General features: G+C 59.2%; 14 protein-coding genes and 1 tRNA gene. 3 read left to right on the top strand and 12 right to left on the bottom strand.

Features of this window, described 5'->3' with window-relative positions:
• Positions 1-180: 180 nt before the first annotated feature.
• The 10 genes from DW899_RS02950 to recJ form a co-directional block, all read right to left on the bottom strand.
• Positions 181-789 carry a helix-turn-helix transcriptional regulator gene (locus tag DW899_RS02950; RefSeq protein ID WP_117799947.1) on the bottom strand — a complete coding sequence of 203 codons (609 nt, stop codon included), beginning with the start codon at positions 787-789 and terminating at the stop codon, positions 181-183.
• Positions 790-1061: 272 nt separating this feature from the next.
• The gene (rplT, locus tag DW899_RS02945; protein WP_022094123.1) at positions 1062-1421 is read right to left on the bottom strand and encodes a 50S ribosomal protein L20; all 360 of its coding nucleotides are present in this window, start codon (positions 1419-1421) and stop codon (positions 1062-1064) included.
• A 46-nt stretch (positions 1422-1467) separates the two neighbouring features.
• Positions 1468-1659 (bottom strand): 50S ribosomal protein L35, encoded by a 192-nt coding sequence (gene rpmI / locus DW899_RS02940; RefSeq protein WP_006234422.1) that lies wholly within the window; start codon positions 1657-1659, stop codon positions 1468-1470.
• A 32-nt stretch (positions 1660-1691) separates the two neighbouring features.
• Positions 1692-2261: a translation initiation factor IF-3 gene (gene infC / locus DW899_RS02935; protein WP_006234423.1), complete on the bottom strand. Its 570-nt coding sequence runs from the start codon at positions 2259-2261 to the stop codon at positions 1692-1694.
• A 248-nt stretch (positions 2262-2509) separates the two neighbouring features.
• Positions 2510-2596, bottom strand: a tRNA-Leu gene (locus tag DW899_RS02930).
• A gap of 39 nt (positions 2597-2635) precedes the next feature.
• Complete coding sequence (locus tag DW899_RS02925) at positions 2636-4069, bottom strand: transglutaminase-like domain-containing protein (RefSeq protein WP_117799946.1); 1434 nt, start codon at positions 4067-4069, stop codon at positions 2636-2638.
• 250 nt (positions 4070-4319) lie between these two features.
• Entirely contained in the window at positions 4320-5186 is an 867-nt protein-coding gene (fba, locus tag DW899_RS02920; RefSeq protein ID WP_117799945.1) for a class II fructose-1,6-bisphosphate aldolase, read from the bottom strand.
• A 195-nt stretch (positions 5187-5381) separates the two neighbouring features.
• Complete coding sequence (locus DW899_RS02915; RefSeq protein ID WP_117799944.1) at positions 5382-6065, bottom strand: MBL fold metallo-hydrolase; 684 nt, start codon at positions 6063-6065, stop codon at positions 5382-5384.
• Positions 6066-6149: 84 nt separating this feature from the next.
• Positions 6150-8510 carry a bifunctional (p)ppGpp synthetase/guanosine-3',5'-bis(diphosphate) 3'-pyrophosphohydrolase gene (locus DW899_RS02910; protein ID WP_117799943.1) on the bottom strand — a complete coding sequence of 787 codons (2361 nt, stop codon included), beginning with the start codon at positions 8508-8510 and terminating at the stop codon, positions 6150-6152.
• Between the two features lie 15 nt (positions 8511-8525).
• Entirely contained in the window at positions 8526-11813 is a 3288-nt protein-coding gene (gene recJ, locus DW899_RS02905) for a single-stranded-DNA-specific exonuclease RecJ (RefSeq protein ID WP_117799942.1), read from the bottom strand.
• A gap of 276 nt (positions 11814-12089) precedes the next feature.
• Here recJ and DW899_RS02900 point away from each other — a divergent pair, with 276 nt between their 5' ends.
• The gene (locus tag DW899_RS02900; protein ID WP_117799941.1) at positions 12090-13088 is read left to right on the top strand and encodes a bile acid:sodium symporter family protein; all 999 of its coding nucleotides are present in this window, start codon (positions 12090-12092) and stop codon (positions 13086-13088) included.
• Positions 13089-13118: 30 nt separating this feature from the next.
• Here the strand turns inward: DW899_RS02900 and DW899_RS02895 are convergent, their stop codons facing one another.
• Together DW899_RS02895 and DW899_RS02890 are read right to left on the bottom strand one after the other, a co-directional pair.
• Positions 13119-13916, bottom strand: coding sequence for a DUF4931 domain-containing protein (locus DW899_RS02895; protein WP_117799940.1), 798 nt, complete (start codon positions 13914-13916; stop codon positions 13119-13121).
• A gap of 3 nt (positions 13917-13919) precedes the next feature.
• Complete coding sequence (locus DW899_RS02890) at positions 13920-14597, bottom strand: copper homeostasis protein CutC (RefSeq protein WP_117799939.1); 678 nt, start codon at positions 14595-14597, stop codon at positions 13920-13922.
• Between the two features lie 284 nt (positions 14598-14881).
• Between DW899_RS02890 and DW899_RS02885 the strand changes: the two genes are divergently transcribed.
• Together DW899_RS02885 and DW899_RS02880 are read left to right on the top strand one after the other, a co-directional pair.
• Positions 14882-15202 (top strand): PadR family transcriptional regulator, encoded by a 321-nt coding sequence (locus DW899_RS02885; protein WP_187362357.1) that lies wholly within the window; start codon positions 14882-14884, stop codon positions 15200-15202.
• Entirely contained in the window at positions 15189-15821 is a 633-nt protein-coding gene (locus DW899_RS02880) for a DUF1700 domain-containing protein (RefSeq protein ID WP_117655177.1), read from the top strand. Before DW899_RS02885 ends, DW899_RS02880 begins: the two co-directional genes overlap by 14 nt.
• The last annotated feature ends 1 nt before the right edge of the window (position 15822 follow it).

Raw genomic sequence — 15822 nt, 5'->3', positions numbered from 1 at the left:
ATATTGCCAGACCCGAGGGGCGCCGGGGGCGGGAATCTGGGCCTCCACGGTTCCTACACAAATGAGGATGGGACCCTCTCTGTGAGAGCCTAGAAAGAACAGGGCCGCGGCTCCCCTATTAGAGCGGCCCTTCGGTTTTCCAACGGTTAAGCTTCGGCCGCATTAATGGCTGTATACCCATTAGAAATGGGACAAAGCAGCGTTAACGAGTTCAAAAACGATTAGTCCAATAAGAGCCGCTGCGGCAAACTTGATGGCATTCGCAAGCTGTGGATGCTCATAAGCCCAGCCCCTCCTCGTCTCTTCGCTGTCCGCCTTCTTTCCGTCCAAGAAGTCGGATATCTCTTGATACGTCACCAAATCATTCTTCTTCTTGATATGTTCCGCTGCAAGCGCGCAGCACATTGCGCCAGCACCAAAGACGCCTGCCAACACCATCGTCGGAACGCACTGGACCATCCCCCACCCGTGGTTTTGTTGCCACATGAGCCAGGCCATAGAGACGGTAAACGCAAGAAGCCCAGCCAACATCCCCGCACCCAAGCGATAGAGCGTGCCCCTATCGCGTTCAACCCTTTCTCTAATTATTGAAATGTCGCCTTTAACAAGCTCGTCAATCGTTACATCCAGTTGTTCAGACAGCAGTAGGAGACTCTGGATGTCGGGGTACGTTTTACCGCGCTCCCAATTACTGATGGTCTGACGTGTTACAAAAATGCGCCTTGCAAGATCCTCCTGGGACAAACCAGCATCGAGTCGATACTGTTTAAGGTGTTTTGGCAGCTGCATGGCGTTCCCTTCGAATGCATCTCAACTCTTATTGGGCGGCTACACAACAGAAGCCGGCAAGCAAAGCGTAATCCCAAAATCAAACCCATACGGATGGCTGCGCGCAGATTAGAGTGTCAAAAATCTTTGACACATACGCTACCTGCTCTTTCTTGCAACTCGGACGCTATCGAATTGATCGGTTTGGCTACGTCCCAAATCGATCACATCCCTAATCAATCAAAAAGGGGCGCTTCCGGATTGGAAGCGCCCCTTTAAGATGCAAGAAGCAATTAAGCCTCGAGAGCCTTCTTGGCAATGGCAGCCAGCTCGTTGAAGGACTCGATGTCCTCGTAAGCCATCTGAGCCAGAACCTTGCGGTCGAGCTCGATGCCGGCAACCTTCAGGCCGTGCATGAACTGAGAGTAAGAGATGTCGTTCAGGCGAGCGGCAGCGTTGATGCGGGTGATCCAGAGAGAGCGGATCTCGCGCTTCTTGTTGCGGCGATCACGATACTGATACTGCAGGGAGTGCTGGACCTGCTCTTTAGCATGCTTGTAAGTACGCGAAGCGGCACCGTAGTAACCCTTCGCACGGTGCATAACGGTACGGCGCTTCTTCTTGGCGGCAACAGCGCGCTTAATACGTGCCATGTTCTATCAACTCCTAGACGGTAAAACGAAAAACGGGAACGCGAACTTAGGCGAGACGCGACTTGATGACCTTGCGGTCGGCAGCGGCGATCTCGGTCTCCTGACGGAAGCCACGCTTACGCTTGGTGGACTTCTTGCTCAGGATGTGGCTCTTGAAAGCCTTGGCGCGCATAAGCTTGCCGGTACCAGTCTTGCGGAAACGCTTCTTGGTGCCGCTGTGGGACTTCATCTTAGGCATGAAATACTCCTTAATCGGTTACAGAACACTAGTTACTTGGTATCGCTTGCCGCTTTATCCTCATCGAAGGCGCCCTTAATTGGGGCGAGCAGCATAAGCATGTTACGGCCTTCCATCTTAGGCTTGGACTCGACCGTAGCGTAAGGCTTGAGATCCTCGGCGAGACGCTCGAGAACGTTAAGACCCTGCTCCGGGTGAGCCATCTCACGGCCGCGGAACATGATGGTGATCTTAACGCGTGCGCCCTTCTTGAGGAAACGCAGAACGTGGCCCTTCTTGGTCTCGTAATCGCCAACGTCAATCTTGGGTCGGAACTTCATTTCCTTGACCTCGACCTTGGACTGGTTCTTACGAGCGGCCTTGGCCTTCATGGCCTGCTGGTACTTGAACTTACCGTAGTCCATGACCTTGCAGACCGGCGGCTCCGCGTTGGGAGCGATCTCGACCAAGTCGAGACCCTGATCGTCAGCGACGCGCTGGGCATCGCGGATGGCGAACAGGCCGAGCTGAGAGCCATCGACGCCAATCAAACGGCACGAAGATGCAGTGATCTCGTCGTTGATGCGGGTGTCATCAGACTTAGCTATTTTCCCTACCTCCATTCATAAAAAAATAACCCGGCGCTTCTTTGCAACCAGGTCGTAAACATAGACATCCTCGGTATGAGGAAGGGAATCTAAGTTGTATGACCAGTCAGCTGCTCATTGGCGCCAAAAGGTGGGAGCCCTCGGGTTCCTCTTTAGGGCATTGCGGGAACAACGCCTTGCGAATAATAACACGTACAACGCGCTATCACATTACGTACACGAAAAAGGGGGTCTTGACCCCCTTGAACGCTCAGCTGCATGTATGGTGCCCGAGGCGAGACTCGAACTCGCACGTTGTTGCCAACGGTGGATTTTGAGTCCACTGCGTCTGCCAATTCCGCCACTCGGGCACGTAATGCGTGAGTTAGTTTATCACAGCTTTCTGTTGATTAGTCCGAAAATGGAACTTCGAGCATTTCGATAAGCTCAACCTTGCGCAACATCTCCCGCTTACGACATCCACGTCCGTCAACCGAGGCCTCGCCCATCTGGTTGTCATAGGGATCCCCGCGCATACCATCGAAAGCAGGCACAAATTCAGCTTGGAATCGGTTGTTGGCCACCATACGCCACGGGTCGAGATTGCCAAAGTAGTGACGACGACGCCACTCCTCCCCCATCCTGCGTGCCGAGGAACCAAACGATACGTCGGCGTTAAGCCAACCGGTCTGTGGCGTATAGAACTCAGCCCAATCGTGCGGTCCCACCGAATCGGGCGCAACATATAGGCCGCTCTGCCAACGAGCAGGCACCCCCGCGATGCGGCACATGGTGATAAACGTGAGCGCCATAACGCCGCAATCGCCGCGGAGCGAATGCGCACAGTCGTCGGCAATAGATCCCAAAAGCAGGTACGGTGGCTGATAGCGATAGTCGATATGCTGCGTCAGGTAATCATAGATAGCACGAGCGCGATCGAGCGGATCCTCGAGCCCGTCAATAACACGCTCCGTCAACTGTCGCAAGTACGGCGTAAACGCAATGTGCGGACGGTCCTCGGAAGTGTCCTCGGGCAGTGGCGTGTCCATGCACGTATGCGATGGGAGCGCGCCACCATAGATATCGCAATAGGCGGCATCTATGTGATAGCGATAGGTCACCGAGAATGAATGTTCAGTCGAAGATGTCCAAGAGGCAGTACGAGCCGAAACGTTTTCAGAGGCAACGGTACCCCCCGACGTCATATCGAGAACCTCGATATGAGACTGTTGACGACAGGCGGCGGCAACGGGCAGCCAGGCGCGAACAGCCTCTCCCTCCAGAGCCCCGGGAACAGACACGGATGCCTTAAGCGTGATGACGCGAGTCAACCCGTTTTGCGACTCCATCTCCCTGAGCATCTGGTTACGCAGTGCTATACCGTCCGTAGAATCGGGACGCAGGCCCGGAACCTCCTTGGGGTACACGCGAAGCGAATCGAGGAAGTTGTCGAGTACGAACAGCTCGCCATCGATAAAGCGCCAATCGATACGCTTACGATTAATCAGGTCATCAAACTGCTCTTCGGTAAACTCTGGCCACTCCTCGCGAATCATCGCAATAGCCTGATCACGCGACACCGAAAAATGAAGCGGCGTCTCGAGCATGCGATACCGCTCGGCACGAACACAAGCAGCCAGCGAAGGTTCAGGGTTCTGCTCCAAAAGGCGATCACAAGCCGCAACAGCCCGCGTCAAATAGCCGGCATCCTTGAGTCGAAGAATCTCAGGCGGCAGACCAATATCGAGATGACGAAAGTCATCACAGCAAACATCAACAGAGCAACCAACAGGACCCTCGTCAATAACCTTCCCATCCGAAGGCAGCACATCAATAACAGCCATACCAAACTCCAAGTCACTAGAACGTTTGAAGCCCATTGTAGCGAGATAAAAAGAAAGCCCCAACAAGGGAGCCATCAACACCGCTGAACGGTAGTCAAATAAATAATTCAGCCTCGTAACCCTGCGGCGTTAAACGAAGGAAGCCCCGTCCCCCGGAACTGTTTCCTTGGCGCGACTTCTGGCAAAGCCAGGTGAGCGCAAAGGAAACAGTGTAGGGGGACGGGGCTTCCGGCGGGAAGTTTAGCGACGCTTACGCCTTGTTGACGGAGCCAAACTCCTCCATGAGCTCCTTGGTGCGGGCAACGATGTTGTCGCGACCAGGCTTGAGGAGCTTGCGGGGGTCGAAGCCCTTGCCCTGCTGATCCTTGCCAGCCTCGATGTACTCGCGGACGCCCTTGGCGAAGACGAGCTGCAGGTCGGTGTTGACGTTGATCTTGGAGATGCCCAGGGAGATGGCCTTCTTGATCTGGTCCCCGGGGATGCCGGTACCACCGTGCAGGACGAGGGGCAGGTCACCGGTCTGAGCCTTGATCTCGCCCAGACGCTCGAAGGAAAGGCCAGCCCAGTCGGCGGGATACACGCCGTGGATGTTGCCGATGCCGCAGGCGAGGAAGTCGACGCCCAGGTCAGCAATCTGCTTGCACTCAGCGGGGTCAGCGAGCTCGCCGTTGGAGGTCACGCCGTCCTCGGTGCCGCCGATGCCGCCGACCTCGGCCTCGATGGACATGCCCTTGGAGTGGGCAAGCTCAACGAGCTCCTTGGTGCGGTCGAGGTTAAGCTGGAAGGTCTCCTCGTGAGAGCCGTCATACATGATGGACGTGAAGCCGGCCTCGATGCACTTGAAGCAGTCCTCGTAAGAACCGTGATCGAGGTGAAGGGCGACGGGAACGGTAACGCCCGTGGCCTCGACGGCAGCCTTGACCATGTCGGCGCAGACCTTGAAACCGCCCATCCACTTAGCGGCACCAGCGGTGCACTGAAGGATCAGCGGAGACTTGGCCTCCTCGGCGGCCTGGAGAATAGCCAGGGTCCACTCGAGGTTGTTAGTGTTGAAGGCACCGAGACCGTACTTGCCGGCCTCGGCCTTCTTGAGCATGTCTGCTGCGTTGACGAGCATAAAAGAAACCTCCTGTAAGGTTGCTCCGATAACGCCTGAGATTTTACCACGGCGCACCCGGGCATAAACGTTCGTTTGTTCACGAATATCGTCCAAACAGACTTTTTTTGACCGTTTGCCCTACGGAATCGACCCGTTGGGGAAAAATAGCTTGACGTTTGGACGCTTCTCGTGCTTCAAAAGCCGACTATTAAGCTACACCTGCATGAAAGGGTTCTGTATGAGCTCGCGTGCCATGGTGGTCGAATCGCCATGGCCGGTTAGGCAAACGGTATCGGGCGGGAGAAGCCGGGCGAGCTTGGAGAGCGAGCGCAGAATCGCCGCCTCGTCTCCTCCGGAAAGATCGGTACGGCCGTGCCCACCCGGAAACAGGGTGTCGCCCACAAAGGCAATGTTCCCCTGCTCGGTGGCAGCAAACAAGACGATCCCGCCCGGCGTATGCCCTGGTGTCTCGATCACCTGCAGGCAGATATCGCCCACCTCGATAGCATCGCCCTCGGCGAGCAGGCGCGTCGGCTCCCCGGGGTCGGGCGTCTCAATGCCCCACATAGCTCGCTGTTCCTCGATGTTCGCATGCGGCACCGCCACATCCTTAGCACACAGCTCATACTGACAGCCCTCGCCAACGGTGGTTCGTACGCCGACAACACCACCAACATGATCGGCATGGCCATGAGTGCATACGGCGCCAAGCGCGCGTACGCCGGGATGCTCGGCTCGAATATGCTCCACCAGGCGCTCGCCTTCCCACGCAGGGTCGATAATCACGCACTCATTGTCCGAAATAACAGCATAGCTATTGGTCTGAATGGGACCGTTTACGAGCGTCTCAATCTCGACCGATCCCTTGGGAGTTAAATCCAAGGACACAGCACTCATGTCCCTCTCCTCTCTATAGAACTCGAGGCATCAAACGATGCCTCGAGTGTAGCGAATATCGATAATGTGGCACGTTCGTCGCGACTAAACGCGGCGCTTAAGCTGGGCTCCACCCTCGCCGGGCATCAGGCGGCGCGCGTCGTAGACCGAGTCAACGCTGCTGATGGAGGCCAGCAGCGGATCCAGACCACTCGCGTCCGAAATCTCGACCATAAAGCGCAGGGTTGCAATACCCTCGCGGTTGGTCGACGTGGCGGCAGAAAGGATATTGCCGCCCGCATCGCCAATGGCGATGGTGACATCCTTGAGCAGGCCCATGCGGTCCAGGCACTCGACCACGATCTCGACCTGGAAGAGGGTGTCGGCAGCGCCGTCCCACTCCACCTCGATCATGCGCTCGGGATGCTCCATAAGACCCTTGACGTTGGGGCAGTTGGCGCGATGCACCGAGACGCCGCGACCGCGCGTGATGAAGCCGACGATGTCGTCGCCCGTCACCGGATTGCAGCAATGCGCCAAACGGACCAGCAGACCGCTGTTGCTCTCGCCCTTGACGATAATGCCGTTGCTGGCGCTCTTGCCGCGCTTTTGCGGCTTGCGGTTGGAGCCGCGGGCAGGCTGCTTCACGACCTCGGCGATAGCCTCGGCCTTGGTGAGCTGTTCCTCGGGCTTGGGGTCCAAGATTTGCTCGACTTTGTTACCCGCGGCGCGCGGGGCAACCTTGCCGGCGCCGACGGCGGCAAACAGGTCCTCGAGCTGCTTGTAATTAAACTGCTCCGCCACGGCGTTGAGCGCACGCGTGGATCGCGGCGTAGAGATGCCATACCCGCGCTTGCGCAGGTCCTTGGCCAGTATATCGCGACCGGCAGCAGCGTCATCGTCTTTGGTCGCAGCGGCGAAGTAACGGCGGATCTTTGACTTGGCCGAAGGCGTCTTGACGATCTTGAGCCAATCACGCGACGGCTTGGAGCTCTTGTTGGTCAGGATTTCAACGCGGTCGCCCGTCTTGATCTCGTGCGTGAGCGGGGCCACCGCACCGTTGATCTTAGCGCCGACGCAGTGGTTGCCCACCTCGGTATGGACAGCGTAAGCAAAGTCGAGCGGCGTGGAGCCGGCACGAAGCGCCATGACCTCGCCCTTGGGCGTAAAGACGAAGATCTCTTGATCGAAGAGGTCGACCTTCAGCGAATGCAGGTATTCCTTGGCGTCGGTGATCTCATCAGACGCAGCCCAATCGAGCGAATGTTTGAGCCAGTTAATCTGGTCGTCCAAGCGCTGGGCATCATTGGTCTTAGCCGCAGACGATCCGCCCGACTTCTTATAGAGCCAGTGGGCGGCAATACCGTACTCGGCCTGCTCGTGCATCTCGTAGGTACGAATCTGAATCTCGAGCGGACGAGCCGTGGGGCCGATAACCGTCGTGTGGAGCGACTGGTAGTTATTGACCTTGGGCATGGCGATATAGTCTTTAAAGCGCCCGGGCATGGGGTGCCACAGCGTATGCACCGCACCGAGCGTGGAGTAGCAATCGCGCACCGAATGGGTGATAACGCGCAGCGCCACCAAGTCATAAATCTCGGAGAATTCCTTGCCCTTGCGCTTCATCTTTTGGTAGATGGACCAATAGTGCTTGGAACGGCCGTTGATCTGGAAGTCTTCCAGACCAATGCGGTTAAGCTCGTCGGTGAGCGTCTTGATGGTCTCGGCCAGATAGCGCTCACGGACCTCGCGCGACTCCGCCACCATGCGTGCGATGCGCTGGTAGGCGTCGGGCTCCAAATAGAAGAAGGACAGGTCCTCGAGTTCCCATTTAATGGAGCTCATGCCCAGACGGTCGGCCAGGGGCGCATACACGTCCATGGTCTCGCGGGCCTTAAACAGGCGACGGTCCTCACGCAGGGCTGCAAGGGTGCGCATGTTGTGCAGACGGTCGGCAAGCTTAACGATAATGACGCGGATGTCCTTGGACATGGCGAGGAACATCTTGCGCAGCGTGAGGGCCTGCTTCTCGTCCATGCTGTCGACTTCGATGTTGGTGAGCTTGGTCACGCCATCGACGAGCTCGGCCACCGTATCGCCAAACAGGCCGGAAACATCGGCAAGCGAGGTCTCGGTGTCCTCGACGGTATCGTGTAGCAGCGCGGCGCACACCACATCGCAGTCCATCTTGAGATCGGCCAAAATGATGGCCACCTCGACGGGATGGTTGATGTACATCTCACCCGAGCGGCGCTTTTGGTTGCAGTGCTTCTCGGCGGCAAAGCAATAGGCCTGCTCCACCTTAGAAAAGTCGTCCTCATTCATATATTTGAGGCACAGGCGCTCCAGCTTGTCGTAGCTGTCCGCCATAATCTCGGGCGGCAGCTCATCGGCATGCTTATAGTGCTCCATCTCCGAGAACGGCTGGAGGGTGGAATCATGGGCGGTACGGGCTGCGGCATCCATCGAGGTCCCCTTCCCCTAGGCCCGCGGTACGATCGGGCGGTTAACTTTGGCTAGCATATCAGAAGCGCACGAATCGAGCGCCCAGCTCCGGAAAGCCGAGAACTCCATGCGCGAACGCAAGCCCTCCAAATAGCGAATTGACCTGCTCAATTGCACACGGCCGGGGTTTTCTGCCATCGCGATGCGACGGGTGTCATCAAACCCCGAAACGCGACAGAAACCAAGCTCTTCGAAGATTCCCAGACCGCTTGCCACCGAGCGCTCGTCAACCGGCGTGCGGGCATCGATGGCAAGACACATCTGCGCGATGTCGATATCGCTCGCACTAAACGAGTCGTCTCCGGTCTTGCCGCGGTTGGAGCGCCACATAGTCTGCAGCGCTCGATAGAGCGTGACGAGCTCGTCGCGCTCGGGCGCATAGCAGTCGAGCAGGCGCTCGTTAATGCGGGCGTCGCGCGACGAATAGAGCAGATGGATCACGGCGGGCTGGCCATCGCGACCGGCGCGGCCGCTCATCTGGTTAAACTCAATGCCGCCAAACGGCATGTGATAGAGCACGACATGGCGAATATCGGGAAGGTTGACGCCCTCGCCAAAGGCAGATGTCGAGACGATGCAGCTGAGGCTGCCGTCTCGAAACGCCTCCTCTACGCGATGGCGATCGGTGCGCGTAAGGCCCGCGTTGTAAAAGGCGATATGCGACGCGTAGTCGGGAACGCGTTTGCGCAGCGTCTTAGCAAGTGCCACGGACTGGTCGCGCGAGTTGACGTAGATGACGGTTTTCTCCCCCGTCGCCACGATTGACACCAGGCGGTTCTCGCGGCTTGCAAGATCTCGGTCGTCCTCGAGCTGCAAGTTCTCGCGCACCGTCTCGTCGACCACCGTACGGGTAATCGGTAGCACGCGGGCGAGCTCGGCTACAACCGGAGCCGTTGCGGTGGCAGTCGTAGCCAGAACGACCGGGTCGCCCAGGGCCTTGAGGATATCGGGCATGTCGAGATAGGCGCTGCGGTCGCCGCCCTTGGCAAGACCGGCATGATGCGCCTCATCGATAACGACAAAACCGATGCGTCCCGAACGCGCAAAGCGGTCGCGGTGAATGGACAGGAACTCGGGCGTCGTGAGCACGATGCCGGTGCGGCCCGAAGCCAGGCCGGCAAACACGTCATCGCGCGCCGCCTCCACGGTCTCGCCGGTCAGCACGCCTACGCCAATGCCGAGCGCGGCCATCGTCGACGAGAGATGATAGGCCTGGTCGGCAACGAGCGCACGCAGCGGATAGACAAAGATGCTCGCACGCCCGCGAAGGACCGCCTCGCGCGCAGCATGCACATGGAAGATGAGCGACTTGCCGCGCCCCGTTCCCATAACGGCCAGAACACTTTGGTGATCGGCCAGAGCATCGAGCGCCTCGACCTGCGCGCGGTGCGGCTGGTTCGAGCCGATAAAGATATGGATAAGCGAGCGCGTCAGCTCGGTATAGGAAAGCTGGGCGAGCGTTTGGCGCTTGCGGGACTCCAGACGAAGGCCGGCGTCCGCAGGCTCCACGCCGCGGCGAAGCTCACATGCCGGGTCGTCAACGCTGGACACCGTGGTATCGCGGACCAAGACGTCCTTGATCATGAGCTTGGGCTTTACGCGGCCTTGCCAATGCTCGGCCACGGCCTCGAATACCAGGTCGACGGCGCTATCGCAATTGATGAGCTTATCGATCTGCGGCACGCGGAACATAATGGCCGGCACACTCGCAGCGCCATCGGTCGCCACGAAGCGCATGTGCTCGCCGGTTTTGCCCACCACGGCGCGATCGCACATTGTCACGCCCTCGGCCGCCAACAGCGGCACCTTGTTGCCCTGGCCAAACGGCTCAAGACGGGAGATTTGCTCGATGGTCTCGATATTTAGCTCGGAGAGGTCAACGGTGGCGGCAACCTCGTCGGTGTCCTCAAAGTCCTCGGCGGGAAGCTCGGACAGCACGGCGGAAAGGCGACGGCGGAACTCGTCGAGCTTGGACGCCTCGATGGTCACGCCCACCGCACCCGCATGCCCGCCGCGACGAATCAGCAGATCGGAGCAGCGCTCTACGGCGTCGAACAGGTTGACCTTGCCCACCGAGCGACCCGAACCGCGAGCGATACCGTTTTCGATCGAGAACAGCAGCGCCGGCACGTGATAACGGTTGGTCAGGCGGCTCGCCACGATACCCTTGACGCCCTCGTGCCAGCCCTCGCCACCCACGACGATTGCGCGACCGCCATCATAGGTCTCCTCGACCTTTGCCATGGCATCGCGTGTGAGCTCCGCCTCGATCTCGCGACGCTGGCGGTTGATCTCCTCGAGCTCGGCGGCAAGCGCGCTCGCTTCGATGGGGTCGCGAGCAAGCAGCAGGTCGAGTGCCAGCTTGGGATCGGCCATGCGGCCGGCGGCATTCAAGCGGGGAATGAGCGAAAACGACAGGCCATCGGCCGTAATGGTGGAAAGGTCGGCCTTGGCGAGCGCGGCCAGCGCGATATAGCCGGGGCGGGCGGTCACGCGCATCTGCTGGATGCCCTCGGCGACCAGCGCGCGGTTCTCGGGCGTGAGCGGCATCATGTCGGACACGGTACCAAGCGCCGCAACCTCGATCAGCGAACGCCAATACGACGGCTTGCCCAGACGCTCGCCCAGGACTTGCACCAGCTTGAGCGCCACGCCGGCACCGGCAAGCTCACGCGAAGGACCCTCGTCCTCGAGCTTGGGGTCGGTCAGAGGCACGCCCTGCGGCACCTGGTCGGACGGCTCGTGATGATCCGTGACCACCAAATCGATCCCCAGGCTCTCCAGATAGGAGACCTCTTCCTTGGCGGCAATGCCGTTATCGACGGTCACGATCAGCTGGGGGCGAGCGAGCTCGTTAACGCGGTCGAGCGCCGCTCGCGAAAGACCGTAGCCCTCGTCAAAGCGATGCGGAATAAACGGCGTGACATCGGCTCCAAACGTGCGCAGCGCCTCGGTCAACAGGCAGGTCGACGTAATACCGTCAACGTCAAAATCGCCAAAGACCGCGATATGCTCGTGGTTGCGAATAGCACGCTCGACGCGGTCGGCAACGACCGACATGCCTGGGATAATGAGTGGGTCGGCCCAGTCGCGATCGAGCGAAGGCGTCAAAAACAGCTGGCCTTCCTCGATGGATGTAATGCCGTGCGCAACCATAATACGCGCCACCAGCCCGGGAATGCCCAGGCCAACCGAAAGCTCCTTTTCGAGCTCGGGGTTTTGCTGAGCGACCGCCCAGCGATGCGTCGTCTTAAGCGATGACATAGGCGCCCACCCCCGATAGGGGCAGGTCGCCGCGATACCTCTCACGGTTCATAGCGATGAGTCCTCTGTGTATGCCCGCTTCGGCAGGCAGATCTGTTGAACGGATTTATTATACCGTGCAGCGCGGACGCCAATCGCCGCAGCACGCCGCGGTTTCGGTAAACGATGCCGGTAATAGCCTCGAAATATTCGAGCGTTTCTGACGCACGGACGCATGCGAGCGTCTAGCATATCCATTCAAAACGGATTCACGAACAAAGGGAGTCACAAGCGCATATGAAGCAATGGGTTGGACTGGGCAAATTTCTCGCGGGGCACATGCAGGTCATCGTTCCGATTTGCGTGACGCTCGGCGTGCTCTTTCCCCAGCAGATCGGCGTGCTCAAGCCAATCGTTCCCGCCCTGTTTGCCTTTATGACGTTCCAAGGTGCGCTCAGCAACACCTTTCACCAGGTGGCCGAGGTGTTCCGCCGTCCCCTACATTTGATTTTGGCGTTATTTGTCTCGGCCGTGCTCATCCCCATCGCGGCGTATGCCATGGGCTCACTGTTCTTTGGTTCCAACCCAAACCTTGTCTGCGGCATCGTGCTCGAGTACAGCGTACCCGTGGCAGTCACCGCCTTTATGTGGATTAGCATGTTTGGCGGCAACGGCCCGCTCGCGCTCACCATCATCCTGACGTCCTCGGTCATCTCGCCCGTCACGATTCCGCTCACGCTTAAGCTCCTGCTGGGTGCCACCGTTGCAATCGATGTTCCGGGTATGATGCAGAACATGGCCTTTATGATCGCCATCCCCGCCGTGCTCGGCATCGTGGTCAACGAGTTCACGCGCGGATGGGGACACGAGAAACTCTCCCACGCGCTTTCGCCCGCCTGCAAGTTCATGATGATGGGTGTCATCGCCTCCAACTCCACCGCCATGAGCGAGTACGTGCTGCACATGAATGCGGTGCGCCTGGAAGTCGCCCTCTTTATTTTGACCTTCGCCATCAGCGGCTTTGTCGTCGGCATTCTGGTCGCCCACGCGTTGCACCTGCCGTATAGCGAGACGACCACCATGTGCTTTACCTGCGGCATGCGCAATATCTCTTCGGGCGCCGTCATCGCCACGCAGTATTTTCCCGGCGAGGTCGTGTTTCCCGTCATGTGCGGAACGCTGTTTCAGCAGGTGCTCGCCTCGGTTATCGGACATCTCTTTGAGCGACTGACCGGCGAGGAGCGCGCCGCCCAGCGCAAGCGCGTCGAGGCCGGCCGCGACGCCATGGCACGCTAGACTGTCCGCATTACGCGGGTGATAGTCTTGCTATACGAGCGTTTCCAGATGCGCACGCAGGCGCTCTGCATCGATATCGAGCGTGGTCTCGGCATTGACCTGGGCCAAACGATAACCGACAAAGTAGGGCGAAACCACCCAACGCGGCAACACCTTGGCAATGGTCCGGCCGTCCATGTGGTAGAAGAACAAGTTGTACGACTCCGCGCGGCCGCCGTGGTGCTCGTGCAGGATATAGTGCAGGGCCACCTGAATCGCATCGGCAAACAGGTCCGCTTCGGCTTGGTCGCGGGCGTCGTCGCTGGCGGCGATTCCCTGTGGAGCCGAGACGTTGACCTCAAAGAATCCCATAATCGGTTCGGTTGAGATGTTGACCGAGATTCTCCCCTGCTGCCAGACAGCGATGCCTTCAAAGTTGGCTAAGGTCAGCGCCGCATAGCCGTCCTCCTGTTCCAAGCCCACAATCTGCATGTGTGGATGGACGAGGCTGCCGCCCGAAAGCGGACCTTTGTTCTTATACATGAGTACACTGCGGTACTGCTGGGAATCGATCATCTGCTGCCAACAGCCCAGAGCAAACCGCATCACATGGTGGAGTTCATCCGGCTCATAGGTCACCAAGTCGGCATCGTGATCTGCCGATTCAATCAACACGGTTTGACGGGTGGCGCGCAAGGTCTTGAACCTATTCTCGAGCCAGATGCAGTCACCATCGCGCTGGATGATGTTGGCGAGCCCCTCCGTGTCACAAAAGGGGCACGCGGTGCCAGGGCGACGATTATCGTCGGGCTTACCGCTCGCCTGCTGGACGTCAAATACCAGCGCCACGGGTTATACCTCCAGCGGCACGATCTTGGTGCCATGGAGTTCGGAGACGCCCAGTGCCGCCGCCACGGTATCGCGATTGGCCGTGGAAATGCCGCCACCGGGAAGAATGGTCAGGCGGTCGCCCGCATACTCGACAAGACGCGACAGGTGCTCCAGGTTGTCCTCGATCGGCGTTCCGGCAGCACCACCATGCGTCAGGATGCGCGTGATGCCGCAGTCGGCGAGTGTGTCAATGGCATCGAGCTGAGCCTCGAGCGAGAGCTGGTCAAAGGCCATGTGGAAGGTGATATCGATGGCCCCGCGCTTGCACTCCTCGGTCGCGCAGCCCGTAGCCATCACGAGGGCGCCGAGGGTGAGCTCGTCGAGCGCCCAGCCGCCGGCACAGGGCTTGCAGCAGCCAAAGACCAGGCCGTCAACGCCGGCGCTCACGGCAAGACCCAAGTCCATCTCCATCATGCGCAGCTCGTCCTGGTTGTAGTGAAAGTCACCGCCACGCGGGCGAATCATGCACATCACTCGCGCGTCATGCTCGTGAGCATAGCTGACCGTAGTGCTGATAACGCCGGCCGAGGGCGTGGTACCACCGACGGCAAGGTTGTCGCACAACTCGATGCGCTTAGCACCGGCATCGATAGCCGCCGGCACACGCTCAAAGCTCTCGGCACAAAACTCGTACAGCATAGATAGCCCCCAGGAGACATTTCGATTTCCACACGGCATTGTCGCACGTTAAATAGCAACCCGCACGATGGAACAAAACCTTGACAAGGAGTGTCCCAAAGTGCCGGCACATAAGGAACGTCCCCAGGTGCCACCTTGAGCGATGGGTACTCATTTAAGTACGTCCCCAATGAGTACCCGCAGGGGACAGACAGACCGGACTCCCTATACGACAACTGTTGACATCATATACTATGTGTCATATAGTAGGTGTTACACAGTATACTACGAAAGGAGGTGTGCGGATGGAGGCACAGATGAAGCGCGGCTTCCTCGAGGCCTGCGTGCTCGCGGCCGTCTCGGGCGAGGAATCCTACGGCTATCAGATCGTGAAGGACGTGCCCGCGAGTATGGGGCTCACGGAATCCACGCTCTATCCGTTGCTCAAGCGCCTGGAGAAGGCGGGCTGCATCACCGCGCGCTCCGCCGAGCACAACGGGCGGCTGCGGAGGTACTACCGCATCACGGACGCCGGGCGCGAGCGTATCGCCGAGTTCCTCGCCGAATGGCCATCCGTGCAGGAGATCTACCGTTACGTGGAGGGGGCGCACCATGACGCGCGATGAGTTCTTGAACCGGCTGGGCGAGCTTCTGGCCTGCCTGCCGGCAGATCAGGTAAAGGAAACGCAGGAGTTCTACGCGGAGGCCATCGCCGACCGTATGGAGGACGGCATGACGGAGGCCGAGGCTGTGGCCGCCATGGGCACGCCCGGTGAGGTCGCCGAGGCAACGCTCGACGAACTGCCCGCCGTGCCGCGCGCGATCGCGAGGACCAAGCGCAAGAGCACGGCACTTCTATGGGCGCTCGCCATCGTGGGCTCTCCGGTATGGATTCCGCTGCTGCTCGCGTTCGTCGCCGTTGCCGCTGCAGTCTACATCTGTATTTGGGTTCTTGCGCTCTGCGTGTGGATCGTGGCCGCGGCATTCGGGGGCGCGGGCCTGGTAGGGCTCCTGTTCGCCGTGGACGGCATCATTATCGGGCATGTTCCGTACGTTTTGGCCTCGATGGGAATGGGATTCGCTTCCATCGGTGTGGCGCTCCTCACGGGAGCCGGCGCCTGGACGGCGTCCAAGCAGATCGCGCGCCTCTCTGCCCTTTGGGCGAAGAAAGCCGTTTCGCCCTTCTGGAAAGATCGAGGCAATAAGAGCCGCATGGGCGCCGAAGCGGCGCCGCTCACGGCATAGG

The organism is Collinsella sp. AM41-2BH (genome assembly GCF_003468085.1).
Classification (GTDB): domain Bacteria; phylum Actinomycetota; class Coriobacteriia; order Coriobacteriales; family Coriobacteriaceae; genus Collinsella.
Note: the sequence above shows the minus strand (reverse complement) of the source record. Positions and strands in the feature narration are given on the sequence as shown.

Excerpts from the sequence above, each read along its gene's own strand:
- rpmI (WP_006234422.1), bottom strand. The coding sequence starts at position 1,659 with ATGCCTAAGATGAAGTCCCACAGCGGCACCAAGAAGCGTTTCCGCAAG.
- DW899_RS02950 (WP_117799947.1), bottom strand. The coding sequence starts at position 789 with ATGCAGCTGCCAAAACACCTTAAACAGTATCGACTCGATGCTGGTTTG.
- DW899_RS02915 (WP_117799944.1), bottom strand. The coding sequence starts at position 6,065 with ATGAGTGCTGTGTCCTTGGATTTAACTCCCAAGGGATCGGTCGAGATT.
- DW899_RS02925 (WP_117799946.1), bottom strand. The coding sequence starts at position 4,069 with ATGGCTGTTATTGATGTGCTGCCTTCGGATGGGAAGGTTATTGACGAG.
- DW899_RS02885 (WP_187362357.1), top strand. The coding sequence starts at position 14,882 with ATGGAGGCACAGATGAAGCGCGGCTTCCTCGAGGCCTGCGTGCTCGCG.
- DW899_RS02900 (WP_117799941.1), top strand. The coding sequence starts at position 12,090 with ATGAAGCAATGGGTTGGACTGGGCAAATTTCTCGCGGGGCACATGCAG.
- fba (WP_117799945.1), bottom strand. The coding sequence starts at position 5,186 with ATGCTCGTCAACGCAGCAGACATGCTCAAGAAGGCCGAGGCCGGCAAG.
- DW899_RS02880 (WP_117655177.1), top strand. The coding sequence starts at position 15,189 with ATGACGCGCGATGAGTTCTTGAACCGGCTGGGCGAGCTTCTGGCCTGC.
- rplT (WP_022094123.1), bottom strand. The coding sequence starts at position 1,421 with ATGGCACGTATTAAGCGCGCTGTTGCCGCCAAGAAGAAGCGCCGTACC.
- recJ (WP_117799942.1), bottom strand. The coding sequence starts at position 11,813 with ATGTCATCGCTTAAGACGACGCATCGCTGGGCGGTCGCTCAGCAAAAC.
- infC (WP_006234423.1), bottom strand. The coding sequence starts at position 2,261 with ATGGAGGTAGGGAAAATAGCTAAGTCTGATGACACCCGCATCAACGAC.
- DW899_RS02890 (WP_117799939.1), bottom strand. The coding sequence starts at position 14,597 with ATGCTGTACGAGTTTTGTGCCGAGAGCTTTGAGCGTGTGCCGGCGGCT.
- DW899_RS02910 (WP_117799943.1), bottom strand. The coding sequence starts at position 8,510 with ATGGATGCCGCAGCCCGTACCGCCCATGATTCCACCCTCCAGCCGTTC.